The organism is Pseudomonas lundensis (genome assembly GCF_001042985.1).
GTDB lineage: Bacteria > Pseudomonadota > Gammaproteobacteria > Pseudomonadales > Pseudomonadaceae > Aquipseudomonas > Aquipseudomonas lundensis.
On record NZ_JYKY01000005.1, the window covers coordinates 100,633 to 126,726 of the forward strand.

Below are 26,094 nucleotides of genomic sequence, written 5' to 3' on the forward strand. Positions count from 1 at the left end.
TATGACGTACACCTTGCCTGCACTGCCTTACGCCTATGACGCACTTGAGCCACACATCGATGCGCAGACCATGGAGATCCATTACACCAAGCATCATCAGACGTACATCAACAACCTCAATGCTGCCGTAGAAGGCACGGAGTGGGCGCAATGGCCTGTGGAAAAGCTGGTGGCCAGTGTGCACCAGCTCCCTCAAAACCTGCGCGCAGCGGTTATCAATCAGGGCGGCGGCCACGCTAACCACTCGTTGTTCTGGGAGGTCATGAGCCCCAGCGGGGGTGGTAAACCCGATGGCGCGTTGGCCAAGGCCATGGATGAACAGTTGGGTGGGCTGCAAGCATTTAAGGACGCGTTTACCAAGGCTGCGCTGACCCGGTTTGGCAGTGGCTGGGCGTGGTTGAGCGTGACGCCGCACAAAACTCTGGTGGTTGAAAGCAGTGGCAATCAGGACAGCCCGCTGATGAGCGGCAACACCCCGATTCTGGGGCTGGATGTGTGGGAGCACGCGTATTACCTGCGTTACCAGAACCGACGGCCTGAATACATCAATGCGTTTTATAACGTGATTAATTGGCCCGAAGTAGCACGCCGCTACCAAGCAGCTATGGTCTAAGGCTACTCACAAGGATTCAGGCGGATATGGGCACGCAAATTCTGGCGGTCGGCGGCGTGCGAATGTTTCGCTATGCCCTCGGTACGCTGTTGCTGTTGGCGGGCACTGCGCTGTTGGTGGCCAAAGGATTGGTCTGGCTGGACCTCGAGCCCAAAATGCACAGAGCCCTGCAAGGCGGGGCGTTGTGTGCGCTGGGTACGGCGCTGGGTGCTGTGCCGGTACTGGTGATTCGCAACATGCCGGTGGCGGTCAGCGATACGTTGTTGGGCTTTGGTGCCGGGGTCATGCTGGCGGCCACGGCGTTTTCGCTGGTTGTGCCGGGCATTGCAGCGGCTGAAAGTCTGGGGTTGTCTGCGTGGGCATCCAGCGGGCTGGTGTGTGCGGGCATTCTGTTGGGCGCCCTGTGTTTGTTTCTGGTGGACCTGAAAGTGTCGGGTGCCGGGCCGGACGTTATTGTCAGCCGTCCGGGTGAGCCCGTCATAGCACCGCGCATTTGGCTGTTCGTCATTGCGATCGTGGCGCATAACATTCCGGAAGGTATGGCGGTGGGCGTTTCGGCGGGCGGCGGTATGCCGGACGCCGACAGCCTGGCGATGGGGATTGCGTTGCAGGATGTGCCGGAGGGGTTGGTCATTGCCTTGGTGCTGGCGGGTGCGGGCATGTCGCGGATCAGGGCGTTCTTGATTGGTGCCGCGTCCGGGCTGGTGGAGCCGGTATTCGCGATGTTGTGTGCCTGGCTGGTGAATTTGGCCGAGCTTCTATTGCCGCTGGGGCTGGCGCTGGCCGCGGGAGCGATGCTGCTTGTGGTGACGCAAGAGGTGATTCCGGAATCGCGGCGTAACGGTCACGAAAAACTGGCGAGCGTTGGGCTCTGCATCGGGTTCTGCGTGATGATGGTCATGGACACTGCGCTGGGGTAGAGCCATGCGGCGCAGTCAGGTTCGCTGTCTCGGTAGGTACGAGGCGGCGAAGGATTGCGCAGCAAGCCTGGGTCTGTGAGCTCTCAATCACGCCCTCGGCAACCTCGCGGTAGCCGTTATTCACCTTCATCAAAGAAGTTATTGATCAGGGCCACCAGTGCATCCATGGCTTCCTGCTCCTGTTCGCCTTCGGTCTTTAAATGAATGGTCGTACCTTTGCCTGCGGCAAGCATCATCATGGCCATGATGCTTTTGCCATCGACCATGGACTCCGGCGTACGGCCTGCTCGCACCTGACAAGGAAACCGACCTGCAACCCCGACGAACTTGGCAGATGCCCGAGCGTGCAAGCCCAATTTGTTGATGATTTCGATTTCCAGAGCAGGCATCGCGGGGTAGATCCTTTCAAGTAAGGTCGCGGTGGCGAACCTGGACGTTTTTCAGGGTTTCTTGCAGGCACTTGCCCAGTCGTTCGGTGAGGTACACAGAGCGGTGATGCCCGCCGGTGCAACCGATACCGATGGTCACATAAGCACGATTGCTCGCGGCAAAACGCGGCAGCCATTTAAGCAGGTAGCTGGAAATGTCCTGGAACATCTCTTCAACATCTGGCTGGGCGGCCAAATAATCGGCCACCGGTTGATCAAGCCCCGATTGCTCACGCAACTCGGGTTTCCAGTACGGGTTTGGCAGGCAGCGCACATCAAAGACCAGATCGGCATCCACCGGCATCCCGCGCTTGAAGCCAAACGACTCCACCAGAAAGGCCGTACCGGGCTCGGGTTTGTTCAGCAGGCGCAACTTGATGGTGTCGCGCAGTTGGTAGAGGTTCAGGTTGGTCGTGTTGATCGTGAGGTCTGCCAGATCAACGATGGGGCCAAGCAGTTTTGTTTCATCGCGGATGGCTTCTGCCAGCGAGCGACTGGCGCTGCTTAGCGGGTGTCTGCGGCGGGTCTCGGAGAAGCGCTTGAGCAGGGTTTCTTCGTCTGCGTCCAGGTACAACACGTCACACTGAATATGACGGTTGCGCACTTCTTCGAGCAATTGTGGAAAGCGCGATAAATGGCTGGGCAAGTTACGCGCATCAATCGAGACCGCCACCAGCGGCTGTGCGAGTTCAGTGTGAATCAACGCACGCTCGGCCAGCTCGGGAAGCAAGCCTGCGGGCAGGTTGTCGATGCAATAGAAACCGTTGTCTTCGAGGACGGCGAGGGCGGTGCTTTTACCGGAGCCGGAGCGTCCGCTGACAATGACTAAGCGCATGATTAATGACCGTTCTGTACGTCCAGAACAACCTGATACAGCGCTTCGTTGCTTTGTGCACTGCGCAGTTTTTCCCGCACGTCTTTGCGATCGAGCATGCTGGCGATCTGCCTGAGCAGCTCCAGGTGTGCATCGGTGGCCGCTTCTGGCACCAGCAATACGAACAACAGGTCGACCGGCGCGCCATCGATGGCGTCGAAATCTATAGGGGCGTCAAGGTGGAGCAGGGCGCTCACAGGCGCCTCGCAGCCTTTGAGGCGACAGTGGGGGATAGCAATGCCGTTACCAAAACCGGTTGAACCCAGTTTTTCACGGGCAATCAGACTTTCATAAACATCCTGCATGTCGAGACCAGGCACTTCTCGGCTGATCAGGTTGGCAATGTATTCAAGGGCTTTCTTTTTGCTGCCGCCCGGCACGTTCACGTGGGAACGGCCGGGGGTCAGGATGTTTTCAAGTCGAATCATGGGTATGGGGTTTTAACGACCGGTCGCGCCTTGCAGCTGGCTGAGGGTCTTTTCCTTTTGCTTTTTCAGTTGGCGATCAAGCTTGTCGGCGAGCAGGTCGATAGCGGCATACATGTCGGTATGCTCAGCATTTGCGACAACTTCCCCTGGCCCTACGGGTATGTGCAGGGTCGCTTCGATTTTGTGGAGCAGCTTTTCTACGGTAAGAATCACACTCACGTTAGTGATTTTGTCGAAGTGACGCTCCAGCCGGTCCAGTTTTTCGCCGATGTAAGTGCGCAGCGGTTCGGTCACTTCCAGATGCTGTCCACTGATGTTGACTTGCATATAGTTTCTCCTTCGATGCCATTACATAAAGCGGCAGGCTGGCAAGCCTGCCACTGAAACGCAGTGGCCCGTTGCTTACATCAAACGCTTACGCTCGCTAGACGGCGCAATCCCAAGGGATTCGCGGTACTTGGCGACCGTGCGACGGGCTACCTGAATACCTTGTGCCTCCAGTAAACCAGCGATCTTACTGTCACTCAACGGCTTTTTCTGATTTTCAGCCGCGACCAGTTTTTTGATGATCGCGCGGATCGCCGTGGACGAGCATTCACCGCCTTCGGAGGTGCTTACATGGCTGGAGAAAAAGTACTTGAGTTCATAGATACCGCGCGGGGTATGCATGAATTTCTGGGTGGTTACCCGTGAAATGGTCGATTCGTGCATGCCGACGGCTTCTGCAATGTCATGCAACACAAGCGGCTTCATGGCTTCATCGCCGTATTCCAGAAACCCGCGCTGATGTTCGACAATTTGTGTCGCCACTTTCATCAGGGTTTCGTTGCGGCTTTGCAGGCTTTTGATGAACCAGCGCGCTTCTTGCAGCTGGTTGCGCATGAAGGTGTTATCGGCACTGGTGTCGGCGCGTCGCACGAAACCCGCGTATTGGGCATTGACCCGCAGGCGCGGTACCGATTCCTGATTGAGTTCTACCAGCCAGCGTTCGTTGTCCTTGCGTACGATGACGTCCGGTACAACGTATTCAGGCTCAGTGGACTCGATTTGCGAACCTGGACGCGGATTAAGGCTTTGTACCAGCTCGATGACCTGGCGCAGCTCGTCTTCCTTGAGCTTCATGCGGCGCATCAGCTGGCTGTAGTCGCGGGCGCCCAGCAGATCGATGTGGTCCGTTACCAACCGCTTGGCGTCGTCGAGCCAAGGCGTAGTTGCAGGCAATTGGCGCAGCTGCAACAACAGGCATTCGCCCAGATTGCGTGCGCCGATGCCGGCCGGTTCGAATTGCTGGATACGGTGCAGGACGGCTTCGATTTCATCGAGCTCAATGTCCAGTTCCGGGTCAAAGGCTTCGAGAATTTCTTCGAGGGTTTCGTCGAGGTAGCCCTGCGTGTTAATGCAGTCGATGAGGGTCACGCCAATGAGCCGGTCGGTGTCCGACATGGGCGCCAGATTCAACTGCCAGAGCAAATGGCTTTGCAGGCTTTCACCGGCCGACGTGCGCGTAGTGAAATCCCACTCGTCATCGTCGTTGCTGGGCAGGCTGCTGGCACTGGTCTGGTAAACGTCTTCCCAGGCCGTATCGACGGGCAGCTCGTTGGGAATGCGATCGTTCCATTCACCTTCCTCCAGGTTATCCACAGTGGTTGCGGACTCCTGTTGATAGGAGGGTTCTTGAATTTCGCTGGCGGGTTTTTGCTCAATGTTGTCGGCCAAGGGGTCCGAATTGTCGAAGTCTTCGCCTTCTTCCTGGCGTTCGAGCATCGGGTTGGATTCCAGGGCCTCCTGGATTTCCTGTTGCAGGTCCAGGGTCGACAATTGGAGCAGGCGTATGGCTTGTTGCAGCTGAGGTGTCATTGTCAGCTGCTGGCCCATTCTCAGGACTAGCGATGGTTTCATGGCAGGGGCTTAACACCTTATTCGCCGGCGCGCATGGCGCCATCCACTACAAGGGCGCGTGAGCGCCAAACATAAGCAAATTATATGCCTGAAACCGTAGCGTTTGCCTAGAGGCGTTTACAATTCGTCAGGCTGGCCGGAGCAAATTGAAAACACCTTCAAGGCATGTACAAGCGTAAGGGCTTACAAGCGGAACTCATTGCCCAGATACACTTCTCTCACCAATTTGTTGGCCAGAATCGTTTCAGCGTCGCCTTCAGCAATCAGTTGTCCGTCATTTACGATGTAGGCAGTTTCGCAAATATCGAGTGTTTCACGAACGTTGTGATCGGTGATCAGCACGCCAATACCTTTGGCCTTGAGGTGGTGAATGATCTGCTTGATGTCGCCCACGGAGATGGGGTCAACACCGGCAAAGGGTTCATCGAGCAGAATGAACTTGGGGGCGGTAGCCAGTGCGCGGGCGATTTCCACCCGGCGGCGCTCGCCACCCGACAGGCTCATGCCCAGGTTGTCGCGGATGTGGTTGATGTGGAATTCCTGCAACAGGCTTTCCAGCTCCTTGCGACGACCTGCTTTGTCGAGCTCCTTGCGTGTCTCAAGAATCGCCATGATGTTATCGGCGACCGAGAGCTTGCGGAAAATGGAGGCTTCCTGCGGCAGATAACCGATACCGGCGCGTGCGCGGCCGTGCATGGGTTGGTGGCTGACATCCAGGTCGTCGATCAGCACGCGACCCTGGTCAGCCTGCACCAGGCCCACAATCATGTAAAAGCAGGTGGTCTTGCCGGCGCCGTTAGGGCCGAGCAGGCCCACGATCTGCCCGCTGTCGATCGACAGGCTGACATCGCGCACCACCTGACGGCTCTTGTAGCTTTTAGCCAAATGCTGGGCTTTAAGAGTTGCCATTACTTGGCCTTCGCGTCAGTTTTTTTCTTCGGCTGGATCACCATGTCGATGCGCGGACGAGGAGCAGTCACGCTGCTACCGTTGGCGCGACCGGCGTTGGCCACTTGCTTGACCGTGTCGTAGACGATTTTCTCGCCTTCAGTGGTGTTGCCGTCGTTGATCACTTTGGCCTTGTCGATCAGGACGATGCGGTTTTGCGGTGCATGGTACTGAATGGTCACTGCGTAGGCTTTGACCGGAACCGGGTCAGTGGCTTTTTGCAGTTGTTCGAAGTAGGCCAGATTGCCGATCGAGGTCACGACGTCAATTTCGCCAGCCGCGTTGCGGGTGATCGTGACGGTATTGCCGGTAATTTTCATCGAGCCTTGCGTGATGATGACGTCGCCCTTGTAGGTTGCGACGCCTTTCTTGTCATCCAGCTGCGCTTCGTTGGCCTGAATACGGATAGGCTGTTCGGTGTCGTTCGGCAGAGCCCAGGCGCTCACGCTTCCCAGTGCTGCGCTCAAGCTGAGCAATAAAGGGAGGGTTTTAACGAGACTCATACTGTCCTCTTACGTTGGACAGCAGGTCCATCCTGCCGTCTTTCAAATATGCTTTCATTCCCTTGGCAGTGGTCACACCGCCAGCGCCGTCGATTCTAACGGCTTGCTCGGTCTGCGCATATTGCTTCTGTGGGAATACTGTCATGCGTGAGCTGGTGATAATCAGCTCGCGGTTGCGTTCGTCGGTGCGGGCGACACGTACCGAGTCGATCAGCTCGACCTCCGTGCCGTCCGGGTTGACCTCGCCGCGCTCACTTTGAACATGCCACGGGAACGTGGTTCCGCGGTACATCTGCAGGTCCGGGTTGGTCAGCAGCGTCACTTCGGAAGCCTTGAGGTGTTCAACCTTGTCGGACGTCATTTCATATTGCAGCTTGCCGTCCGGCAAATACTGAAGGCTGTGGGCGTTGATGGCGTAATAGTCGATCGCGTGCTCATCCACCGCCACGGCAGGTTTGTCGAGGAAGCGTTCCGGGCTGATATTCCAGTAGCCCACGGCTGCAAACAGCGCCGCAATGACACCGAATAACAGGAAGTTGCGAATTTTTTTACTCAGCATAGAAAGCTCTATAAGTAGGCCGCGTGAGCGGCATCCAGACGGCCTTGGGCGCGCAGGATCAGTTCGCAGAATTCACGTGCGGCGCCTTCACCACCGCGTGCCTGGGTAATACCGTGGGCGTGCTCGCGTACGAAACTGGCGGCATTGGCCACAGCCATGCCCAGGCCTACGCGACGGATAACCGGTAAATCCGGCAGGTCGTCGCCCAGATAGGCAACCTGTTCATAGCTTAGGTTGAGTTGGCCGAGAAGCTCGTCCAATACCACCAATTTATCTTCTCGACCCTGATACAGGTGCGCGATACCCAGGTTTTGCGCGCGACGTTCAACGACCGGTGTCTTGCGACCACTGATGATTGCCGTCTGAACGCCGGCTGCCATCAGCATCTTGATGCCCTGGCCGTCGAGGGTATTGAAGGTCTTGAACTCGCTGCCGTCTTCAAGGAAGTACAGCCGGCCATCAGTCAGTACACCGTCAACGTCGAAAACGGCGAGCTTGATGGCTTTGCCGCGTTTGAGCAAATCGTTGGTCATTACATCACTCCTGCGCGCAACAAATCGTGCATGTTCAAGGCACCGACTGGGCGGTCGTCCTTGTCGACGACAACCAGCGCGCTGATTTTATGGTCTTCCATGATTTTAAGGGCCTCGGCGGCGAGCATGTCGGCGCGGGCTGTTTTGCCGTGAGGTGTCATCACTGTATCGATAGTCGCGTTGCGGATATCGATTTCGCGATCCAGCGTGCGGCGCAAGTCGCCGTCGGTGAAGATCCCGGCCAGTGTGCCGTCCGCTTCAGTGACAACGGTCATGCCCAGCCCTTTATGGGTCATCTCCATCAGGGCGTCCCTGAGCAACGTGCCGCGTACCACTTGTGGCAGTTCATCACCCGAGTGCATGACATTTTCAACTTTAAGCAGCAAGCGGCGACCCAGTGCACCGCCAGGGTGCGAGAAGGCGAAATCCTCAGCCGTGAACCCGCGGGCTTCGAGCAAGGCAATGGCCAGCGCATCGCCCAGTACCAGCGTGGCAGTGGTCGATGACGTAGGCGCCAAGTTCAATGGGCAGGCTTCTTGGGCCACGCGGGCATCCAGGCTGACGTCGGCAGCCTTGGCCAGCGGGGACTCGGGATTGCCAGTCATGCTGATGAGCTGGATGCCGAGGCGTTTGATAAGAGGAAGCAATGTGACGATCTCGGCGGTGGAGCCCGAGTTCGACAGCGCGAGGATGATGTCGTCGCGGGTAATCATGCCCATGTCGCCGTGGCTGGCTTCGGCCGGGTGAACAAAGAAAGCCGTGGTGCCGGTGCTGGCCAGGGTGGCGGCGATTTTATTGCCGATATGCCCGGACTTGCCCATGCCGACTACGACGACTCGACCCTTGCTCGCTAGAATCATCTCGCAAGCGCGTACGAAATCAGCGTCGATCCGGGGCAGTAAATCTTCTACGGCTTCCAGTTCGAGGCGGATGGTGCGTTGTGCAGATTGAATCAGGTCGCTGGATTGGCTCATGTTTGAAGTCGGGTAGCCTGAGAAAAGGCGGCGATTATAGCGGTTCTGAGCAATTCCCTCACGTGTGTTCGTCATGCTTTGTTGTCTCATGCAACAAAGCTCTACTGGACTTTAGGATGATTTACTCATTTTTCACTGTCCTTAACCTGAATGGGCACTCCTTCGGCCTTTGGCGGTCAGTAACAGCAGTGATATAGTTCGCCGCCAGTTCGGCCCGCTCAAGGAACGCGCGCTTCCTGAAAAGAAGCTTGATGTCCGGTTAGAGGCAGAGGCTGCATCGCAAGGAGTTTAGATGAGTGCCGATAACGCCTACGCGGTCGAGCTGAAGGGAGTTTCCTTCAAGCGCGGTTCGCGCAGCATTTTCAATAACGTCGATATTCGTATCCCGCGTGGCAAAGTCACGGGGATCATGGGTCCGTCCGGCTGCGGCAAGACCACCCTGTTGCGCTTGATGGGCATGCAACTGCGTCCCAGCAACGGCGAAGTGTGGGTCAACGGCCAGAACCTGCCGACCCTGTCGCGCAGCGATCTGTTCGACGCGCGCAAGCATATGGGCGTGCTGTTTCAGAGCGGCGCCCTGTTTACCGATCTGGATGTATTCGAAAACGTTGCCTTCCCGCTGCGCGTGCATACCGAGCTGCCGGAAGAAATGATCCGCGACATCGTGCTGCTCAAGTTGCAGGCGGTCGGGTTGCGCGGAGCCATTGACCTGATGCCGGACGAGCTGTCTGGCGGTATGAAACGCCGTGTGGCGCTGGCTCGTGCCATCGCGCTGGATCCGCAAATCCTGATGTACGACGAACCGTTTGTCGGCCAGGACCCCATTGCCATGGGGGTGCTGGTGCGCCTTATCCGTCTGCTGAATGACGCATTGGGCATCACCAGTATTGTGGTTTCTCACGATTTGGCCGAAACAGCGAGCATTGCCGACTATTTATACGTAGTGGGCGATGGTCAGGTGCTGGGGCAGGGTACGCCGCAAGAGTTGATGAATGCCGATAACCCGCGCATCCGTCAGTTCATGACTGGCGATCCCGACGGTCCGGTTCCGTTTCACTTTCCGGCGTCGGACTACCGAACCGATCTTCTGGGGAAGCGCTGATGCGCAAACAATCAATGTTGGACCGCGTCGGATTGTTCGGCCGGGCCGGGATCGACATGGTCTCGGTACTGGGGCGTTCGACGATTTTCCTGTTTCACGCATTGCTGGGGCGCGGCGGAATCGGCGGCGGGTTTGGGCTGTTGCTCAAGCAACTGCATTCCGTGGGTGTCATGTCGCTGGTCATCATCGTGGTTTCCGGCGTCTTCATCGGCATGGTGCTGGCGCTGCAAGGCTTCAGCATCCTGTCCAGCTATGGCTCGGAGCAGGCGGTGGGGCAGATGGTGGCCCTGACCCTGTTGCGTGAGCTGGGGCCGGTGGTGACCGCGCTGCTGTTCGCCGGTCGGGCCGGGTCTGCACTGACCGCTGAAATCGGCAACATGAAATCGACCGAGCAACTGTCCAGCCTGGAAATGATTGGTGTCGATCCGCTGAAATACATCATTGCGCCGCGGATGTGGGCCGGGTTCATTTCTCTGCCTGTGCTGGCCATGATTTTCAGCGTGGTCGGGATTTGGGGCGGTTCGTGGGTGGCGGTGGACTGGCTGGGCGTCTATGACGGCTCCTACTGGGCCAATATGCAGAACAGCGTGACCTTCACCGGTGACGTGCTTAACGGGATCATCAAAAGCATCGTTTTTGCCTTTGTAGTGACCTGGATTGCCGTGTTTCAAGGTTATGACTGCGAGCCCACTTCAGAGGGGATCAGTCGTGCCACTACCAAGACCGTGGTGTATGCCTCATTGGCTGTACTCGGGCTGGACTTTATTTTGACCGCCTTGATGTTTGGAGATTTCTGATGCAAAACCGCACCATGGAAATCGGTGTCGGCCTGTTCCTGCTGGCTGGCATCCTGGCTTTGCTGTTGCTCGCCCTACGGGTCAGTGGACTGTCCCCGACCGCCAGCAGTGACACCTACAAGCTGTATGCCTACTTCGACAATATTGCCGGCCTGACCGTGCGCGCCAAGGTGTCCATGGCGGGCGTCACCATCGGCAAGGTGACCGCGATCGACCTGGACCGTGACAACTTCACGGCCCGCGTCACGCTGCAGATCGAAAAAGACGTGGATAACCTGCCGGTGGATTCGACAGCGTCTATTCTCACGGCAGGCCTGCTGGGTGAGAAATACATCGGTATTAGCGTGGGCGGGGAGGATGAGCTGCTCAAGAACGGCGGAACTATTCACGACACCCAGTCGTCACTGGTTCTGGAAGACCTGATCGGCAAGTTCCTGCTCAATACCGTTAGCAAAGACGCCAAATAAGGAGTGTTTCGATGATTTCTCTCTTGCGCCGTGGCCTGCTGGTTGTTTTGGCGGCCGCACTTCCTCTGATGGCGAATGCAGCACCGGGGCAATCGGCCCACGACATCGTTCAAGACACCACCACACGTTTGCTGGCTGACCTGACGGCCAACAAAGAGCAATACAAACAAAACCCGAGCAAGTTTTACGATGCCCTGAACAATATTGTCGGGCCTGCGGTGGATGTGGAAGGCATCTCCAAAAGCATCATGACCGTCAAGTACTCGCGCAAGGCAACGCCAGCACAAATGCAGCGGTTCCAGGAGAACTTCAAGCGCAGCCTCATGCAGTTCTACGGCAATGCCTTGCTGGAGTTCAAAAACCAGGGCATCACTGTTAGCCCGCCCAAGAATGAATGCAACGATTCCACCGGTGATAAGAAGTGCGATCGCACTAGCGTTGACATGATCGTTAAAGGCGATAACGGCGCGACTTACCCGTTGTCCTACACCCTTAACAAGGTGAACGGCGAGTGGAAAGTACGTAACGTGATCGTCAATGGCATCAACATCGGCAAGTTGTTCCGTGATCAATTCGCCGATGCCATGCAGAAAAACGGCAACGATCTGGATAAGACCATTGATAACTGGGCTGGCGAAGTGGCCAAGGTCAAGCAAGAGACTGACAAGGCCATCGACAAATGAGTGAGGGTGCCGTGACCCTGGCCGGTGAAAGCGAGCTGCGCCTCAGTGGCGTGCTTGACTACCAGACCGGCCCCCGCTTACGTAAGGAAGGCCAGGCGCTGATCAAAAAAGCGCTGGCCAAATCCCTTGTGGTGGATTGCTCGGCCGTCACCAAATCCAGCAGCGTCGGTTTGTCGTTGCTGCTGTGTTTTATCCGTGACGCACAAGCCCTGAACAAGCCATTGAGCATTCGTGCCATGCCTGAAGACATGCGCGAAATCGCTCAGGTTTCGGGCCTGACCGAGCTATTGGCACATCATTAATCGCCATTTATAGAGAAGCCCCCCGTCAGAGTCCTGTTCAGCGGGGTTCGCAGGCGCGGGGCTTTTTTGTATGATGGCCGACCCGCGCGCGTTGGGCGCCGATTGAGGTTGAGCATGCAGGCCGTAGAAGTGAAGAGCTTTCTTGAGGGAAAGCTGCCTGGAACCCAGGTAGAAGTTGAGGGCGAAGGCTGCAACTTTCAGCTGAACGTGATTAGTGACGAGCTGGTGGCCTTGAGCCCGGTGAAACGTCAACAAAGCATCTATGCCCATTTGAACCCGTGGATCGCTGATGGCAGCATCCATGCGGTCACTATGAAATTCTTCAGCAGCGCGGCCTGGGCCGAGCGCACCTGAGCCCCCTGAGCCCATTGGCGTCGAGATTGTTATGGATAAATTGATTATTACCGGCGGTGCCCGTCTAGATGGCGAGATCCGCATTTCCGGGGCGAAAAACTCTGCCCTGCCGATTCTGGCTGCGACCCTGCTGTGCGATGGCCCGGTGACCGTGGCCAACCTGCCGCACCTGCATGACATCACCACCATGATCGAGCTCTTCGGCCGCATGGGCATTGAGCCGGTGATCGATGAGAAGCTGTCGGTCGAAATCGACCCGAACACCATCAAAACCCTGATCGCCCCGTACGAACTGGTTAAGACCATGCGTGCTTCGATCCTGGTACTGGGCCCGATGGTTGCCCGTTTCGGTGAAGCTGAAGTGGCGTTGCCTGGCGGTTGCGCCATCGGTTCGCGTCCGGTTGACCTGCACATCCGCGGCCTTGAAGCCATGGGCGCGGTGATCGACGTTGAAGGCGGCTACATCAAGGCCAAGGCGCCCGAAGGCGGCTTGCGTGGCGCCAACTTCTTCTTCGATACCGTCAGCGTGACCGGTACTGAAAACATCATGATGGCCGCAGCACTGGCCAAAGGCCGCAGCGTTCTGCAAAACGCGGCCCGTGAACCTGAAGTGGTTGACCTGGCCAACTTCCTGAACGCCATGGGCGCCAAGGTCAGCGGTGCGGGTACCGACACCATCACCATTGATGGTGTTGAGCGTTTGCACTCTGCCACTTACCGCGTGATGCCGGACCGTATCGAAACCGGTACTTACCTGGTGGCTGCTGCCGTGACCGGCGGCCGCGTGAAGGTCAAGGACACCGATCCGACCATCCTCGAAGCCGTGCTTGAGAAACTCAAGGAAGCGGGCGCCGAGATCACCACCGGCGAAGACTGGATCGAGCTGAACATGCACGGCAAGCGTCCAAAGGCCGTCAATGTGCGTACCGCTCCTTACCCGGCGTTCCCGACCGACATGCAGGCACAGTTCATCTCGTTGAACGCCATTGCTGAAGGCACCGGCGCCGTGATCGAGACCATCTTCGAAAACCGCTTCATGCACGTGTACGAACTGCACCGCATGGGCGCCAAGATCCAGGTCGAAGGCAACACGGCCATCGTGACCGGCACTGAAACACTCAAGGGCGCGCCTGTGATGGCCACCGACCTGCGTGCGTCGGCCAGCCTGGTGATTTCGGCACTGGTGGCCGAAGGCGATACCTTGATCGACCGCATTTACCACATAGACCGTGGTTACGAGTGCATCGAAGAAAAACTGCAAATGCTGGGTGCCAAAATCCGCCGCGTTCCGGGCTAGTTTTTGGTAACAGGCATCAGGGCACACGGACTGTGTCCAGCCGCCAGGTGACGTAACGGTGTTGACGCGTTACCTTACCTGGCCTCGAATCGTTCAAGTCGAGCCTGATTATCAGGCTCGACGTTTGTCCGGCGCCGATTGCGCCCGGGCATAAGTACCCTGATAAGGACTTACGTTTCCCATGCTGACCATTGCATTGTCCAAGGGCCGTATCCTTGACGACACCCTGCCGCTTCTGGCTGAAGCGGGCATCGTGCCGACCGAGAATCCGGACAAAAGCCGCAAGCTGATCATTCCGACCTCCCAGCCAGACGTACGTTTGCTGATCGTGCGCGCCACTGACGTACCCACTTACGTTGAGCATGGCGCCGCCGACCTGGGCGTTGCCGGTAAAGACGTACTGATGGAGTACGGCGGTCAGGGCCTGTATGAGCCACTGGACCTGCGCATTGCCCAGTGCAAGCTGATGACAGCCGGTGCCGTGGGTGCCGTCGAGCCTAAAGGCCGCCTGCGCGTGGCGACCAAGTTCGTCAACGTGGCCAAGCGTTATTACGCTGAACAGGGCCGTCAGGTCGACATCATCAAGCTGTATGGCTCGATGGAGCTGGCACCGCTGATCGGTCTGGCCGACAAAATCATCGACGTGGTCGATACCGGTAACACCTTGCGCGCCAATGGCCTGGAACCCCAGGACTTCATTGCCGCCATCAGCTCTCGCCTGGTGGTTAACAAGGCTTCCATGAAAATGCAGCACGCCCGCATTCAAGCCCTGATCGATACCCTGCGCAAAGCAGTGGAATCCCGACACCGCGGCTGACTCACCCGCGCGTCTCCGGGCGCGCCCATCTATCCGTGTAAAAGCCAGAAATCTCAGGTACCCGCGCGGATGGCTTGGTAGTCTTGCGGTGCCTGAGCTGTGCAATATCCTGAATTCTAAGCATTCGCCAATTACCGAGGCCCTCGCTATGACCGCTCCCACTGCAATTCGCCGTCTCAACGCTGCTGATCCGGATTTCGCGCAGCATCTGGATCATCTGCTGAGCTGGGAAAGTGTGTCTGACGACTCGGTCAACCAGCGCGTGCTCGACATCATCAAGGCAGTGCGTGAGCGTGGCGATGCGGCGCTGGTGGAATTCACCCAGCGCTTCGACGGCCTGGAAGTGGCTTCGATGGCGGATCTGATCCTGCCTCGTGAGCGCCTGGAACTGGCCTTGACCCGCATCACCGCCGAGCAGCGCGAGGCGCTGGAAAAAGCCGCCCAGCGAGTGCGCAGCTACCACGAAAAGCAAAAGCAGGACTCCTGGACCTACACCGAAGTCGACGGCACGGTGCTCGGGCAAAAAGTCACGCCGCTGGACCGTGCCGGTTTGTATGTGCCGGGCGGCAAGGCGTCGTACCCGTCGTCGGTGCTGATGAACGCGATCCCGGCCAAGGTGGCCGGTGTAACCGAAGTGGTCATGGTCGTGCCGACCCCGCGGGGTGAACTCAACGAACTGGTGCTGGCTGCCGCCTGCATTGCGGGCGTGGACCGGGTATTTACCATCGGCGGCGCGCAGGCGGTTGCCGCACTGGCTTATGGCACCGAAAGCGTACCGAAAGTCGACAAAGTCGTCGGGCCGGGCAACATTTATGTCGCCACTGCCAAGCGCCACGTGTTTGGTCAGGTCGGTATCGACATGATCGCCGGGCCGTCGGAGATTCTGGTGGTGTGTGATGGCCAGACCGACCCTGACTGGATTGCCATGGACCTGTTTTCCCAGGCCGAGCACGACGAAGACGCTCAGGCGATTCTGGTCAGCCCCGATGCCGCGTTCCTCGACAAGGTCGCCGCCAGCATTGCCAAACTGTTGCCGACCATGGAGCGCGCCGAGATCATCAACACCTCAATCAATGGCCGTGGCGCGCTGATTCTGGTGGACGACATGCAGCAGGCCATCGACGTGGCCAACCGTATCGCCCCGGAACACCTGGAGTTGTCGGTTGCCGATCCCCAGGCGTGGTTGCCGCAGATTCGCCACGCCGGTGCAATCTTCATGGGTCGTCACACCTCAGAAGCGCTGGGTGATTATTGCGCGGGCCCTAACCATGTGTTGCCGACCTCGGGCACGGCGCGTTTCTCCTCGCCGTTGGGGGTCTATGACTTCCAGAAGCGTTCATCGATCATTTTTTGCTCCGAACAAGGCGCTTCCGAGTTGGGCAAGACGGCTTCGGTCCTGGCCCGTGGCGAGTCGTTGACCGGCCACGCCCGCAGTGCCGAGTACCGGATTATTGCTGACAAAAAGGGGCAATAAGCATGAGCAAATTCTGGAGTTCTTTTGTTAAAGACCTGGTGCCTTACGTGCCGGGCGAGCAGCCGAAACTGACCCGACTGGTCAAGCTCAACACCAACGAAAACCCTTACGGCCCTTCGCCCAAAGCCCTTGCGGCCATGCAGGCCGAGCTCAATGACAACCTGCGGTTGTACCCGGACCCGAACAGCGACTTGCTCAAGCAGGCGGTGGCCAGCTATTACGGCGTGCAGCCGCGTCAGGTGTTTTTGGGCAATGGCTCGGACGAAGTGCTGGCCCATGTCTTCAATGGCTTGTTTCAGCACGACCAGCCGTTGTTGTTTCCGGACATAAGCTACAGCTTTTATCCGGTGTATTGCGGGCTGTACGGCATCGAGTTCGAGTCCGTAGCGCTGGATGCACAGTTCCAGATCCAGCCGACCGATTACGCCAGACCCAATGGCGGCATCATCTTCCCGAACCCGAATGCGCCGACCGGTTGCCTGCTGGCGCTGGAAGCGATCGAGCAGATACTCAACGCCAACCCGGACTCGGTGGTGGTGGTCGACGAAGCCTACATCGACTTTGGCGGGCAGACGGCAATCAGCCTGGTGGATCGTTACCCGAACCTGCTGGTGACCCAAACCCTGTCCAAATCCCGCTCGCTGGCAGGTCTGCGGGTAGGGCTCGCGGTAGGGCATCCCGACCTGATCGAGGCGCTGGAGCGCATCAAAAACAGCTTCAACTCCTATCCGCTGGACCGCCTGGCGATAGTCGGTGCAGCTGCGGCGTTCGAGGACCGTGACTATTTCGAGCAGACCTGCAAGGCCGTCATCGACAGCCGTGAACAGCTGGTCGGGCAACTTGAGGGGCTGGGGTTTGAGGTGCTGCCGTCAGCGGCCAACTTCATCTTCGCCCGCCACCCGGAGCACGATGCCGCGGCGCTGGCCGCCAAGTTGCGTGCACAAGGTGTGATCGTGCGCCACTTCAAGCAATTGCGGATCGACCAGTTCCTGCGCATCACCATCGGCACGCCGGAGCAGAACGCAGCGCTGATTGAGGGGTTGTCAGGCGTTTAATCAGACAGTATTGCCGCTGCCCATGACGTGAGTGTCACCAGGGCAGCGGCCGTACGAAGTGCGTTTATTCCTGCTGCGGCGGCTGTTCCTGTGGTGGACGCAAGCCCACTTCGGCCGTCAGTTTCAGCTCTTTGCCATTACGCATCACTTGAATGCTGATTTTCTCCGACGGCTTGATTCGCGCCACCTGGTTCATTGAGCGACGACCGTCGCTGGCGGGGGCGCCATCGATGCTCAGAATCACATCACCCAGCTGCAGACCCGCTTTTTGCGCCGGGCCATCACGGAAAATCCCCGCCACGACAATCCCCGGACGACCGCTCAGGCCGAACGATTCGGCCAGGTCCGGGGTCAACGGTTGCACTTCAATCCCCAACCAGCCACGAATCACTTGGCCGTGTTCGATGATCGACTTCATGACCTCCATCGCCAGATTGATCGGGATGGCAAAGCCGATGCCTTGAGAGCCGCCGGATTTGGTGAAAATAGCCGTGTTGATGCCGGTCAGGTTGCCATTGGCGTCCACCAGTGCGCCGCCGGAGTTACCCGGATTGATCGCTGCATCGGTCTGGATGAAGTCTTCGTAGTTGTTCAGCCCCAGCTGGTTACGGCCGGTGGCACTGATGATGCCCATGGTCGTGGTCTGGCCGACCCCGAACGGGTTGCCGATTGCCAGTGCAATGTCACCGATGCGCAGGCTGTCGGAGCGACCAATGGTAATGGCCGGCAGGTTTTTCAGATCAATCTTGAGCACCGCCAGGTCGGTTTCCGGGTCGCTGCCGATCACTCGGGCCAGGGTTTCACGCCCGTCCTTGAGGGCCACGACGATCTGGTCGGCGTTCAGCACCACGTGGTTATTGGTGAGCAAATACCCTTCGGGGCTCATCAATACCGCCGAGCCGAGGCTCGATTCCATGCGTTTTTGCTTGGGGGCGTTGTTGCCGAAAAAGTGACGGAACTGCGGGTCTTCAAACAAGGGGCGGGCGTTGCGGTTCACCACCTTGGTGGTGTACAGGTTGGCCACGGCTGGCGCGGCGCGCACCACCGCATCGGCGTAGGTGACCGGCCCTTGCTGCGCATAATTGGTTTGCGGCGCCTGTTGCAGATTAACGTCCAGACTCGGCAGCCCGACCCATTGCGGGTAGCGCTGAATAATCAGCAAAGCGATAAGAACGCCGGCCAGCAGTGGCCAGCCAAAGAAACGCAAAGCCTTGAGCATTGAACTAAGTCCTGAAGGTTGCAGAGCCACCATGACGGCCCATAATGGCGGCCATTATACGAGGGCTGCGCGCCTCTGAACGCTATATTTAGGAGTCTTTTATGGCCGTCGCCTTGAGCACGCTGGTCGAAGAAGCAAATCGATACCTCAATTGCGCTGCAATCAGCGATTACTGCCCCAACGGCTTGCAGGTTGAGGGGCGGCCGCAAGTGCTGCGCATCATCAGCGGCGTGACGGCCAGTCAAGCCTTGCTGGATGCGGCTGTGGAGGCCGGTGCCGATCTGGTGCTGGTGCATCACGGTTACTTCTGGAAAGGTGAAGACCCGTGCGTCACCGGCATGAAGCAGCGTCGCCTTAAAACCCTGCTCAAGCACGACATCAGCTTGTTGGCCTACCACTTGCCGCTCGACCTGCACCCGGACGTGGGCAACAACGTTCAACTGGCGCGGCAACTGGACATCACTGTTGAAGGGCCGCTGGATCCCGACAATGCCAAAGTGGTAGGGCTGGTGGGCTCGTTGGCTGAGCCCATGACGGCGCGGGACTTTGCCAGACGGGTGCAAGACGTACTGGGGCGTGAACCACTGCTGATAGAAGGCAGCCCAATGATACGGCGTGTCGGCTGGTGCACCGGAGGCGGGCAGGGTTACATCGATCAAGCCGTCCAGGCCGGCGTTGACCTGTACCTCAGCGGGGAAGCGTCCGAGCAGACCTTTCACAGCGCCCGTGAAAACGACATCAGCTTCATTGCTGCTGGGCATCACGCGACCGAGCGGTATGGCGTGCAAGCGCTGGGTGATTACCTCGCCCGACGTTTTGCGCTGGAGCACCTGTTCATCGATTGCCCCAACCCGATCTAGCCGCTCACTGACAGGCGCGGTCGCTGCAGGTTTCTGACAGCCTGCAGCGCTTTTTCAGTGGCGCTGAGCCCAAACCCCGCGATCTATTCTTAGACTTTTTCGATCTAGTTGGCGCCCTCAATATAAGAAGGTGCTGTGCTAGCATTCTCCGCTCGAACACGGCCCGCAGGCCGTTCATAAGATAGCTTTCGTGAGTAGCCATGGTCGACAAACTGACGCACCTGAAACAGCTGGAGGCGGAAAGCATCCACATCATCCGCGAGGTGGCTGCCGAGTTCGATAACCCGGTAATGCTGTACTCGATCGGTAAAGATTCCGCCGTGATGCTGCACCTTGCTCGCAAGGCTTTTTTCCCTGGCAAGCTGCCGTTTCCGGTGATGCATGTCGACACGCAGTGGAAATTCCAGGAGATGTACCGCTTCCGCGACAAGATGGTCGCCGAGCTGGGCCTGGACTTGATCACTCACGTCAACCCGGACGGTGTGGCGCAGGGCATCAACCCGTTTACCCATGGCAGTGCCAAGCACACGGACATCATGAAAACCGAGGGCCTGAAACAGGCGCTCGACAAGTACGGCTTTGATGCGGCCTTCGGTGGCGCACGCCGCGACGAAGAAAAATCCCGCGCCAAAGAGCGCGTGTACTCGTTCCGTGACAGCAAACACCGCTGGGATCCGAAGAACCAGCGGCCTGAACTGTGGAACGTCTACAACGGCAACGTTAACAAGGGCGAATCGATCCGCGTCTTCCCGTTGTCGAACTGGACCGAACTCGATATCTGGCAGTACATCTACCTCGAAGGCATTCCGATTGTGCCGCTGTATTTCGCAGCTGAGCGTGAAGTCATCGAGAAAAACGGCACCCTGATCATGATCGATGACGAGCGCATCCTTGAGCACCTGTCTGACGAAGACAAGGCGCGCATCGTCAAGAAGAAAGTCCGTTTCCGTACGCTGGGTTGCTACCCGCTGACCGGCGCGGTGGAATCGGAGGCTGAAAGCCTGACCGACATCATCCAGGAAATGCTCCTGACGCGAACTTCCGAGCGCCAGGGCCGAGTCATCGATCACGATGGCGCAGGCTCCATGGAAGATAAAAAACGTCAAGGTTATTTCTAAGGGGTTGTCATGTCGCACGTATCTGATTTGATCAGCGAGGACATCCTCGCCTACCTGGGCCAGCACGAACGCAAGGAGATGTTGCGCTTCCTGACCTGCGGCAACGTCGATGACGGCAAAAGCACCCTGATCGGGCGCTTGCTGCACGACTCCAAGATGATCTACGAAGATCACCTGGAAGCCATTACCCGCGATTCGAAAAAAAGCGGCACCACGGGCGATGACATCGACCTGGCGCTACTGGTGGATGGCCTGCAAGCCGAGCGCGAACAGGGCATTACCATTGACGTGGCCTACCGTTACTTTTCCACGGCCAAGCGCAAATTCATCATTGCCGACACCCCGGGCCATGAGCAGTACACCCGCAATATGGCCACGGGCGCATCGACCTGTGATCTGGCAATTATCTTGGTGGATGCCCGTTACGGCGTGCAAACCCAGACGCGCCGCCACAGCTTTATCGCGTCGTTGCTGGGCATCAAACACATCGTGGTCGCCATCAACAAGATGGACCTCAAAGGGTTTGACGAAGGCGTCTTCGAGTCGATCAAGGCGGACTACTTGAAGTTTGCCGAAGGCTTGAAGATGAAGCCGAGCAGCCTGCATTTTGTTCCGATGTCGGCGCTCAAGGGCGACAACGTGGTGAACAGAAGCGAGCGTTCGCCGTGGTACACCGGCCAATCGTTGATGGAAATTCTTGAAACCGTCGAGGTGGCGGCCGACCGTAACCTAACCGACCTGCGTTTCCCCGTGCAATACGTCAACCGTCCCAACCTGAACTTCCGGGGATTTGCCGGCACGCTGGCCAGCGGCATCGTGCGCAAGGGCGATGAAGTGATGGTATTGCCATCGGGCAAGAGCAGCCGGGTCAAATCCATCGTCACGTTTGAAGGTGAGTTGGAGCACGCCGGGCCGGGTCAGGCGATCACCCTGACCATGGAAGACGAGATCGATATTTCGCGTGGTGACTTGCTGGTACACGCCGACAGCGTACCGCCGGTGACTGATACCTTCGACGCCATGCTGGTGTGGATGGCCGAAGAGCCCATGCTGCCGGGCAAAAAGTACGACATCAAGCGCGCGACCAGCTACGTGCCGGGCTCCATCGCGAGCATCATCAACAAGGTCGATGTCAACACACTGGAAGAAGGTCCGGCCAGCGCGTTGCAACTGAACGAAATCGGCAAGGTCAAGATCAGCCTCGACGCACCCATTGCGCTGGACGGGTACGACAGCAACCGCACCACGGGCTCGTTCATCATCATTGATCGCCTGACCAATGGCACCGTGGGCGCAGGCATGATCGTTGCCCAGCCGGTCAGCCATGGCAGCACTGGCCATCATGGCGAGCTGGCTCACGTGACGACTCAAGAGCGTGCGCAACGCTTCGGTCAGCAACCGGCGACCGTGTTGTTCAGCGGCCTGTCGGGCGCGGGTAAAAGCACGCTGGCCTATGCCGTTGAGCGCAAGTTGTTCGACATGGGGCGTGCGGTGTTTGTGCTGGATGGCCAGAACCTGCGTCATGACTTGAACAAGGGGTTGGCACAAGACCGCGCCGGACGCACAGAAAACTGGCGTCGTGCGGCCCATGTCGCGCGCCAGTTCAATGAGGCGGGTCTGCTGACGCTGGCTGCCTTTGTGGCGCCGGACGCACAAGGCCGCGATCAGGCCAAAGCGTTGATTGGCGATGATCGCCTGATCACCGTGTATGTGCAGGCGTCACCTGCCGTATGCGCCGAACGTGACCCGCAAGGGTTGTACGCAGCGGGTGGTGACAACATTCCGGGTGAGTCCTTCCCGTATGACGTCCCGCTCGATGCAGACCTGGTGGTGAACACGCAGGCGCTGACGGTTGATGAAGGCGTCAAGTTGGTGCTGGACCTGTTGCGTCAACGCGGCGCGATTTAAGCCACACTGAAAAAGCCCGCTGCCGAGGGATCGGTGGCGGGCTTTTGTCTATCTGCTTGCGAATCAGCTTTTGGGGTATTCGCGATGCAACTCGCCCAGCAGGCGGTCTTTGTCTTCCCACAATTGATTGATCCAGCTCTGAAATGCCAATTTGTACTCGGCATCCTGATCGTAGTTGCGCCCCAGAAACTCAGCCGGAATGCTCAACTCTTCAAACACCACCACGACCTCGCGCACGTTGCCGCACAGCAGATCCCAGTACCCGGGGCGCCCGCCGGGGTAGTGAATGGTCACGTTGACGATGGATTTCAGTTGCTCGCCCATGGCGTCCAGCACAAAGGCAATACCGCCCGCCTTGGGCTTGAGCAGGTAGCGAAACGGTGATTGTTGCTGCCCATGCTTGGCTTCGGTGAAACGCGTGCCTTCCACGAAGTTGAAAATGCCGACTGGCTGGTTTTTAAACTTCGCACAGGTTTTGCGCGTGGTCGCCAGATCGGCGCCTTTTTTCTCAGGGTGTTTGGCCAGGTACGCCTTGGAGTAGCGTTTCATGAACGGGAAACCCAACGCCCACCACGCCAGACCAATCACCGGCACCCAGATCAACTCCTGCTTGAGGAAGAACTTCAGCGGGCGGATGCGTTTATTGAGCACGTATTGCAGCACCATGATGTCGACCCAGCTCTGGTGGTTGCTGGTCACCAGGTACGAATGCTCGTAATCGAGCCCCTCCAGCCCCTTGATCTGCCAGCGGGTCTGCCCCAGCAGGTCCATCCAGCGTTTGTTATTGCTGACCCACGCTTCGTGGATATGGCGCATCAGCCAGTCGGTGCAGCGCTGGGCGGCGGCAAAGGGCAGGCACAGTTTGAAAATGGCCACCACGAACAGCGGCGTGCAGCACACGATGGTGTTGATCGCCAGCAGCAGGGAAGCAATCACGCCGCGTAACGGCGCAGGCAGGGAGTCCAGCATTTACACATCCATAGGTCGGTTGGCGGCTTGAATCGCCGTGAGGGCGATGGTGTACACAATGTCGTCGACCTGAGCGCCGCGGGGAAGGTCGTTCACCGGTTTGCGCAGGCCTTGCAGCATGGGGCCGAGGCTGACGCAATCAGCGCTGCGTTGCACGGCTTTGTGGGTGGTGTTGCCGGTGTTGAGGTCGGGGAACACAAACACGGTGGCGCGCCCGGCAACCTGACTGTTGGGGGCGAGTTGTCGAGCCACGTCCTCATTGGCTGCGGCGTCATATTGCAACGGGCCGTCAATCAACAGGGCATGTTGCGATTCGTGCGCCAGCAGGGTGGCTTCACGGACTTTTTCGACCTCTTCACCACTGGCCGAGTCGCCACTGGAATAACTGATCATCGCCACCCGCGGTGTAATGCCGAACGCTGCCGCAGAGTCGGCACTTTGCAGGGCGATTTCGGCCAGTTCAGCCGCCGACGGGTGCGGGTTCATCACGCAGTCGCCGTAGACCAGAACCTGCTCGGGGAAAAGCATGAAGAACACCGACGACACCAGCGTGCAGCCGGGTGCGGTCTTGATCAATTGCAGGGCCGGGCGGATGGTGTTGGCAGTGGAGTGAATGACCCCGGACACCAGGCCGTCCACTTCGTCCAGCGCCAACATCATGGTGCCGATCACCACCGGGTCTTCGAGCTGCTGTTCAGCCATCGGGGCATTGAGGCTTTTGGTTTTGCGCAACGCCACCATCGGCTCGACATACCGATCGCGAATCACGTCGGGGTCAAGAATTTCCAGCCCGTCCGGCAGTTCAATACCGTGGGCCTTGGCCACCGCCCGGACTTCGTCAGGCTTGGCCAACAACACACAACGTGCAATGCCGCGTGCCTGACAGATCGCCGCCGCCTGTACGGTTAACGGTTCGCTGCCTTCAGGCAAGACGATACGTTTGTTGGCTTGCTGAGCACGCTGGATCAGTTGATAGCGAAACACGGCAGGGGTGAGGCGCATTTCGCGCGGCGTGCCGCAACGCTGGTGCAACCATTTGGCATCCAGGTGGCTGGCCACGAAATCGGTGATGATTTCCGCACGTTCGCGGTCATCAATCGGGATTTCCTTGTTCAGATTGTTCAGGCGGTTGGCGGTGTCATACGAACCGGTACTGACCGACAGCACGGGCAGACCCGCTTGCAGGGCGCCGCGGCACAATTCCATCAGGCGCGGGTCGGGCTGGGTGTCGCTGGTCAGCAGCAACCCGGCCAGCGGCACCCCGTTCATCGCCGCCAGGCTGACCGCCAGAATGATGTCGTCGCGATCCCCCGGGGTTACCACCAACACACCGGGCTTGAGCAATTGCAGGGTGTTGAGCACGGTGCGGGCGCACAAAATGATTTTTGACATGCGCCGGGTCTCGTAGTCCCCGGCATTCAGCACGTTGGCACCCAGCAGATCGGCCACGTCACGGGTGCGCGGCGCGTTGAGTTCGGGCTGATACGGGATGCAGCCCAGCAACTTGAAGTCACCGGTGCGCAGCAGGGGCGAGTGTTCTTTAAGGCGCGCGGCGAAGTCTTCCATGCTTTCGTCAGTGCGTACCTTGTTCAGGATCACACCGAGGACTTTCGGGTCTTTGGGGCCGCCAAACAGTTGAGCCTGCAATTCGACACGGCCCGAGAGTTCGGTCAGCACTTCATTCTCGGGCGCCGACACCAGGATCACCTCTGCATCGAGGCTCTTGGCCAAGTGCAAGTTGACCCGGGCGGCATAGCTGGCGCTGCGGGTCGGAACCATGCCTTCGACGATCAGGACGTCTTTGCCGACCGCGGCTTGCTGGTAGAGGCTGATGATTTCTTCGAGCAGTTCATCCAGTTGGCCATCGCCCAGCATCCGCTCAACGTGCGCCAACCCCAATGGCTGTGGCGGTTTCAGCCCGTGGGTGCGGGCGACCAGTTCGGTCGAGCGCTCCGGGCCGACATCGCCGGGGTGCGGCTGGGCAATTGGCTTGAAAAAGCCGACTTTCAGGCCGGCACGCTCCAGTGTGCGCACCAGCCCCAGGCTGATAGAAGTCAGGCCCACACCAAAATCAGTGGGGGCAATAAAGAAAGTTTGCATGCGAGCTTCCTGACGTGAGCAGTGCAAGGGCACGCCCGCCGAACGGGTCATGTGCCTGAATCAATTGCCAAGATTAGCGCTATCCGCCGCTTGAGCACACCAGCCACACGTAAAGGGCTGACCTATTTTTGCGTCGCGTTGTTCGGGGTCAAGCACCCAGGCCCGCGATTGCCAGGGCGGTTGATGGCGCTGGTGTTGAGTGTGGCCACAGGACAGTACGACCACCCAATGTGCCTCTTCGTCCTGACGCCATCCAATGATTGTTGAACTTTTCAAAGGTATCCGTTGGTCTTGGTTGTGTTTCGTTGTGTTCGCTTTCGAGCGTTTGCTTGGTTAAACTTGCGCCCTCAATATTTTTGCAAAAGGTCTCGCCCCATGACGATCGCCGCCAATAAGGCTGTCTCCATCGACTATACCCTGACCAACGACGCTGGTGAGGTCATCGACAGCTCCGCCGGTGGCGCGCCGCTGGTTTACCTGCAAGGCGCAGGTAACATCATTCCAGGTCTGGAAAAGGCTCTGGAAGGCAAAGCAGTCGGTGACGAGCTGGAAATTTCCGTAGAGCCTGAAGACGCGTACGGCGAGTACTCCGCCGAGCTGGTCAGCACGTTGAGCAGCAGCATGTTCGAAGGCGTTGATCAACTTGAAGTGGGCATGCAGTTCCACGCTTCGGCGCCGGACGGCCAGATGCAAATCGTGACCATCCGTGACCTGGACGGCGACGACGTGACGGTTGACGGTAACCACCCGTTGGCTGGTCAGCGTCTGAACTTCAAAGTGAAAGTTGTTGCTGTTCGTGACGCGAGCGAAGAAGAAGTTGCTCACGGCCACGTACACGGCGAAGGCGGTCATCAGCACTGATGACGGCTGCTACGCTCTGTTGAGCGAGCCAG

29 protein-coding genes and 1 pseudogene are annotated in these 26,094 nt (G+C 58.4%); 16 read left to right on the plus strand and 14 right to left on the minus strand.

Annotated elements, in window-relative coordinates; all coding sequences use genetic code 11:
• The first annotated feature begins 1 nt into the window (after nt 1).
• Together TU74_RS05945 and TU74_RS05950 are read left to right on the plus strand one after the other, a co-directional pair.
• Nucleotides 2-613 (plus strand): superoxide dismutase, encoded by a 612-nt coding sequence (locus tag TU74_RS05945; RefSeq protein ID WP_048375569.1) that lies wholly within the window; start codon nt 2-4, stop codon nt 611-613.
• Between the two features lie 26 nt (nt 614-639).
• A complete protein-coding gene (locus tag TU74_RS05950) occupies nt 640-1,533 on the plus strand; it encodes a ZIP family metal transporter (protein WP_048375571.1) in 894 nt (297 codons plus the stop codon).
• 116 nt (nt 1,534-1,649) lie between these two features.
• Here TU74_RS05950 and TU74_RS05955 read toward each other — a convergent pair whose 3' ends face one another.
• The 10 genes from TU74_RS05955 to TU74_RS06000 form a co-directional block, all read right to left on the minus strand.
• Nucleotides 1,650-1,922: an HPr family phosphocarrier protein gene (locus TU74_RS05955; protein WP_047273361.1), complete on the minus strand. Its 273-nt coding sequence runs from the start codon at nt 1,920-1,922 to the stop codon at nt 1,650-1,652.
• A gap of 16 nt (nt 1,923-1,938) precedes the next feature.
• Nucleotides 1,939-2,796 carry an RNase adapter RapZ gene (gene rapZ, locus TU74_RS05960; protein WP_047273362.1) on the minus strand — a complete coding sequence of 286 codons (858 nt, stop codon included), beginning with the start codon at nt 2,794-2,796 and terminating at the stop codon, nt 1,939-1,941.
• A 2-nt stretch (nt 2,797-2,798) separates the two neighbouring features.
• Entirely contained in the window at nt 2,799-3,263 is a 465-nt protein-coding gene (gene ptsN, locus TU74_RS05965) for a PTS IIA-like nitrogen regulatory protein PtsN (RefSeq protein ID WP_047273363.1), read from the minus strand.
• 12 nt (nt 3,264-3,275) lie between these two features.
• Nucleotides 3,276-3,590: a ribosome hibernation-promoting factor, HPF/YfiA family gene (gene hpf / locus TU74_RS05970; RefSeq protein WP_047273364.1), complete on the minus strand. Its 315-nt coding sequence runs from the start codon at nt 3,588-3,590 to the stop codon at nt 3,276-3,278.
• A 75-nt stretch (nt 3,591-3,665) separates the two neighbouring features.
• Nucleotides 3,666-5,162, minus strand: coding sequence for an RNA polymerase factor sigma-54 (locus TU74_RS05975; protein WP_047273365.1), 1,497 nt, complete (start codon nt 5,160-5,162; stop codon nt 3,666-3,668).
• A 183-nt stretch (nt 5,163-5,345) separates the two neighbouring features.
• Entirely contained in the window at nt 5,346-6,071 is a 726-nt protein-coding gene (gene lptB, locus TU74_RS05980; RefSeq protein WP_047273366.1) for an LPS export ABC transporter ATP-binding protein, read from the minus strand.
• Entirely contained in the window at nt 6,071-6,613 is a 543-nt protein-coding gene (gene lptA, locus TU74_RS05985; RefSeq protein WP_047273367.1) for a lipopolysaccharide transport periplasmic protein LptA, read from the minus strand. The genes lptB and lptA overlap by 1 nt, the downstream gene beginning before the upstream one ends.
• Nucleotides 6,600-7,172, minus strand: a complete 573-nt coding sequence (gene lptC, locus TU74_RS05990; protein ID WP_047273368.1) for an LPS export ABC transporter periplasmic protein LptC — start codon at nt 7,170-7,172, stop codon at nt 6,600-6,602. Before lptC ends, lptA begins: the two co-directional genes overlap by 14 nt.
• An 8-nt stretch (nt 7,173-7,180) precedes the next feature.
• The gene (locus TU74_RS05995) at nt 7,181-7,705 is read right to left on the minus strand and encodes a KdsC family phosphatase (RefSeq protein WP_047273369.1); all 525 of its coding nucleotides are present in this window, start codon (nt 7,703-7,705) and stop codon (nt 7,181-7,183) included.
• Entirely contained in the window at nt 7,705-8,679 is a 975-nt protein-coding gene (locus TU74_RS06000; RefSeq protein ID WP_047273370.1) for a KpsF/GutQ family sugar-phosphate isomerase, read from the minus strand. The genes TU74_RS05995 and TU74_RS06000 overlap by 1 nt, the downstream gene beginning before the upstream one ends.
• A gap of 292 nt (nt 8,680-8,971) precedes the next feature.
• On the opposite strand from TU74_RS06000, the gene TU74_RS06005 reads away from it, so the two are divergent.
• The 10 genes from TU74_RS06005 to hisC all read left to right on the plus strand — a co-directional run bounded on the left by TU74_RS06005 (nt 8,972) and on the right by hisC (nt 17,027).
• The gene (locus TU74_RS06005) at nt 8,972-9,781 is read left to right on the plus strand and encodes an ATP-binding cassette domain-containing protein (protein ID WP_047273371.1); all 810 of its coding nucleotides are present in this window, start codon (nt 8,972-8,974) and stop codon (nt 9,779-9,781) included.
• Nucleotides 9,781-10,578, plus strand: a complete 798-nt coding sequence (gene mlaE / locus TU74_RS06010) for a lipid asymmetry maintenance ABC transporter permease subunit MlaE (protein WP_047273372.1) — start codon at nt 9,781-9,783, stop codon at nt 10,576-10,578. The genes TU74_RS06005 and mlaE overlap by 1 nt, the downstream gene beginning before the upstream one ends.
• Complete coding sequence (mlaD, locus tag TU74_RS06015; protein WP_047273373.1) at nt 10,578-11,045, plus strand: outer membrane lipid asymmetry maintenance protein MlaD; 468 nt, start codon at nt 10,578-10,580, stop codon at nt 11,043-11,045. The genes mlaE and mlaD overlap by 1 nt, the downstream gene beginning before the upstream one ends.
• Before the next feature lie 11 nt (nt 11,046-11,056).
• Complete coding sequence (locus TU74_RS06020; protein WP_048375574.1) at nt 11,057-11,728, plus strand: MlaC/ttg2D family ABC transporter substrate-binding protein; 672 nt, start codon at nt 11,057-11,059, stop codon at nt 11,726-11,728.
• A complete protein-coding gene (locus TU74_RS06025) occupies nt 11,725-12,030 on the plus strand; it encodes an STAS domain-containing protein (RefSeq protein WP_047273375.1) in 306 nt (101 codons plus the stop codon). The genes TU74_RS06020 and TU74_RS06025 overlap by 4 nt, the downstream gene beginning before the upstream one ends.
• A 114-nt stretch (nt 12,031-12,144) precedes the next feature.
• On the plus strand, nt 12,145-12,384 hold the full coding sequence (locus TU74_RS06030; RefSeq protein ID WP_003439919.1) for a BolA family protein: 240 nt from the start codon (nt 12,145-12,147) through the stop codon (nt 12,382-12,384).
• Between the two features lie 31 nt (nt 12,385-12,415).
• Nucleotides 12,416-13,681, plus strand: a complete 1,266-nt coding sequence (murA, locus tag TU74_RS06035; protein ID WP_047273376.1) for a UDP-N-acetylglucosamine 1-carboxyvinyltransferase — start codon at nt 12,416-12,418, stop codon at nt 13,679-13,681.
• A 181-nt stretch (nt 13,682-13,862) separates the two neighbouring features.
• The gene (gene hisG / locus TU74_RS06040) at nt 13,863-14,498 is read left to right on the plus strand and encodes an ATP phosphoribosyltransferase (RefSeq protein ID WP_047273377.1); all 636 of its coding nucleotides are present in this window, start codon (nt 13,863-13,865) and stop codon (nt 14,496-14,498) included.
• Nucleotides 14,499-14,646: 148 nt separating this feature from the next.
• Nucleotides 14,647-15,972 (plus strand): histidinol dehydrogenase, encoded by a 1,326-nt coding sequence (gene hisD / locus TU74_RS06045; RefSeq protein WP_048375575.1) that lies wholly within the window; start codon nt 14,647-14,649, stop codon nt 15,970-15,972.
• A 2-nt stretch (nt 15,973-15,974) separates the two neighbouring features.
• Nucleotides 15,975-17,027 (plus strand): histidinol-phosphate transaminase, encoded by a 1,053-nt coding sequence (gene hisC, locus TU74_RS06050; protein ID WP_047273379.1) that lies wholly within the window; start codon nt 15,975-15,977, stop codon nt 17,025-17,027.
• Between the two features lie 64 nt (nt 17,028-17,091).
• Here hisC and algW read toward each other — a convergent pair whose 3' ends face one another.
• Nucleotides 17,092-18,246: a Do family serine endopeptidase AlgW gene (gene algW, locus TU74_RS06055; RefSeq protein ID WP_047273380.1), complete on the minus strand. Its 1,155-nt coding sequence runs from the start codon at nt 18,244-18,246 to the stop codon at nt 17,092-17,094.
• 101 nt (nt 18,247-18,347) lie between these two features.
• Here algW and TU74_RS06060 point away from each other — a divergent pair, with 101 nt between their 5' ends.
• From TU74_RS06060 to cysN, 3 genes are all read left to right on the plus strand, one after another.
• A complete protein-coding gene (locus tag TU74_RS06060) occupies nt 18,348-19,106 on the plus strand; it encodes a Nif3-like dinuclear metal center hexameric protein (protein ID WP_048375577.1) in 759 nt (252 codons plus the stop codon).
• A 200-nt stretch (nt 19,107-19,306) separates the two neighbouring features.
• On the plus strand, nt 19,307-20,224 hold the full coding sequence (cysD, locus tag TU74_RS06065) for a sulfate adenylyltransferase subunit CysD (RefSeq protein ID WP_047273382.1): 918 nt from the start codon (nt 19,307-19,309) through the stop codon (nt 20,222-20,224).
• 9 nt (nt 20,225-20,233) lie between these two features.
• Nucleotides 20,234-22,132 carry a sulfate adenylyltransferase subunit CysN gene (gene cysN, locus TU74_RS06070; RefSeq protein WP_047273383.1) on the plus strand — a complete coding sequence of 633 codons (1,899 nt, stop codon included), beginning with the start codon at nt 20,234-20,236 and terminating at the stop codon, nt 22,130-22,132.
• Between the two features lie 63 nt (nt 22,133-22,195).
• Here the strand turns inward: cysN and TU74_RS06075 are convergent, their stop codons facing one another.
• The 3 genes and pseudogenes from TU74_RS06075 to TU74_RS23330 form a co-directional block, all read right to left on the minus strand.
• Nucleotides 22,196-23,101 carry an acyltransferase gene (locus tag TU74_RS06075; protein ID WP_047273384.1) on the minus strand — a complete coding sequence of 302 codons (906 nt, stop codon included), beginning with the start codon at nt 23,099-23,101 and terminating at the stop codon, nt 22,196-22,198.
• Nucleotides 23,102-25,201 (minus strand): phosphate acetyltransferase, encoded by a 2,100-nt coding sequence (pta, locus tag TU74_RS06080; RefSeq protein WP_047273385.1) that lies wholly within the window; start codon nt 25,199-25,201, stop codon nt 23,102-23,104.
• 60 nt (nt 25,202-25,261) lie between these two features.
• A pseudogene (locus TU74_RS23330) lies at nt 25,262-25,578 on the minus strand (DUF3565 domain-containing protein).
• Here TU74_RS23330 and TU74_RS06085 point away from each other — a divergent pair.
• Entirely contained in the window at nt 25,577-26,062 is a 486-nt protein-coding gene (locus tag TU74_RS06085; RefSeq protein WP_047273386.1) for an FKBP-type peptidyl-prolyl cis-trans isomerase, read from the plus strand. The pseudogene TU74_RS23330 and the gene TU74_RS06085 overlap by 2 nt on opposite strands.
• Nucleotides 26,063-26,094 lie beyond the last annotated feature (32 nt).

Coding starts and splice junctions, on each gene's coding strand:
- hisG (WP_047273377.1), top strand. CDS start 13,863: ATGCTGACCATTGCATTGTCCAAGGGCCGTATCCTTGACGACACCCTG.
- TU74_RS06005 (WP_047273371.1), top strand. CDS start 8,972: ATGAGTGCCGATAACGCCTACGCGGTCGAGCTGAAGGGAGTTTCCTTC.
- TU74_RS06000 (WP_047273370.1), bottom strand. CDS start 8,679: ATGAGCCAATCCAGCGACCTGATTCAATCTGCACAACGCACCATCCGC.
- lptB (WP_047273366.1), bottom strand. CDS start 6,071: ATGGCAACTCTTAAAGCCCAGCATTTGGCTAAAAGCTACAAGAGCCGT.
- mlaE (WP_047273372.1), top strand. CDS start 9,781: ATGCGCAAACAATCAATGTTGGACCGCGTCGGATTGTTCGGCCGGGCC.
- mlaD (WP_047273373.1), top strand. CDS start 10,578: ATGCAAAACCGCACCATGGAAATCGGTGTCGGCCTGTTCCTGCTGGCT.
- lptC (WP_047273368.1), bottom strand. CDS start 7,172: ATGCTGAGTAAAAAAATTCGCAACTTCCTGTTATTCGGTGTCATTGCG.
- TU74_RS05955 (WP_047273361.1), bottom strand. CDS start 1,922: ATGCCTGCTCTGGAAATCGAAATCATCAACAAATTGGGCTTGCACGCT.
- TU74_RS05950 (WP_048375571.1), top strand. CDS start 640: ATGGGCACGCAAATTCTGGCGGTCGGCGGCGTGCGAATGTTTCGCTAT.
- TU74_RS06020 (WP_048375574.1), top strand. CDS start 11,057: ATGATTTCTCTCTTGCGCCGTGGCCTGCTGGTTGTTTTGGCGGCCGCA.
- cysD (WP_047273382.1), top strand. CDS start 19,307: ATGGTCGACAAACTGACGCACCTGAAACAGCTGGAGGCGGAAAGCATC.
- rapZ (WP_047273362.1), bottom strand. CDS start 2,796: ATGCGCTTAGTCATTGTCAGCGGACGCTCCGGCTCCGGTAAAAGCACC.
- TU74_RS06025 (WP_047273375.1), top strand. CDS start 11,725: ATGAGTGAGGGTGCCGTGACCCTGGCCGGTGAAAGCGAGCTGCGCCTC.
- TU74_RS06030 (WP_003439919.1), top strand. CDS start 12,145: ATGCAGGCCGTAGAAGTGAAGAGCTTTCTTGAGGGAAAGCTGCCTGGA.
- ptsN (WP_047273363.1), bottom strand. CDS start 3,263: ATGATTCGACTTGAAAACATCCTGACCCCCGGCCGTTCCCACGTGAAC.
- cysN (WP_047273383.1), top strand. CDS start 20,234: ATGTCGCACGTATCTGATTTGATCAGCGAGGACATCCTCGCCTACCTG.
- lptA (WP_047273367.1), bottom strand. CDS start 6,613: ATGAGTCTCGTTAAAACCCTCCCTTTATTGCTCAGCTTGAGCGCAGCA.
- murA (WP_047273376.1), top strand. CDS start 12,416: ATGGATAAATTGATTATTACCGGCGGTGCCCGTCTAGATGGCGAGATC.
- TU74_RS06060 (WP_048375577.1), top strand. CDS start 18,348: ATGGCCGTCGCCTTGAGCACGCTGGTCGAAGAAGCAAATCGATACCTC.
- TU74_RS05975 (WP_047273365.1), bottom strand. CDS start 5,162: ATGAAACCATCGCTAGTCCTGAGAATGGGCCAGCAGCTGACAATGACA.
- hisC (WP_047273379.1), top strand. CDS start 15,975: ATGAGCAAATTCTGGAGTTCTTTTGTTAAAGACCTGGTGCCTTACGTG.
- TU74_RS06085 (WP_047273386.1), top strand. CDS start 25,577: ATGACGATCGCCGCCAATAAGGCTGTCTCCATCGACTATACCCTGACC.
- hisD (WP_048375575.1), top strand. CDS start 14,647: ATGACCGCTCCCACTGCAATTCGCCGTCTCAACGCTGCTGATCCGGAT.
- hpf (WP_047273364.1), bottom strand. CDS start 3,590: ATGCAAGTCAACATCAGTGGACAGCATCTGGAAGTGACCGAACCGCTG.
- algW (WP_047273380.1), bottom strand. CDS start 18,246: ATGCTCAAGGCTTTGCGTTTCTTTGGCTGGCCACTGCTGGCCGGCGTT.
- pta (WP_047273385.1), bottom strand. CDS start 25,201: ATGCAAACTTTCTTTATTGCCCCCACTGATTTTGGTGTGGGCCTGACT.
- TU74_RS06075 (WP_047273384.1), bottom strand. CDS start 23,101: ATGCTGGACTCCCTGCCTGCGCCGTTACGCGGCGTGATTGCTTCCCTG.
- TU74_RS05945 (WP_048375569.1), top strand. CDS start 2: ATGACGTACACCTTGCCTGCACTGCCTTACGCCTATGACGCACTTGAG.
- TU74_RS05995 (WP_047273369.1), bottom strand. CDS start 7,705: ATGACCAACGATTTGCTCAAACGCGGCAAAGCCATCAAGCTCGCCGTT.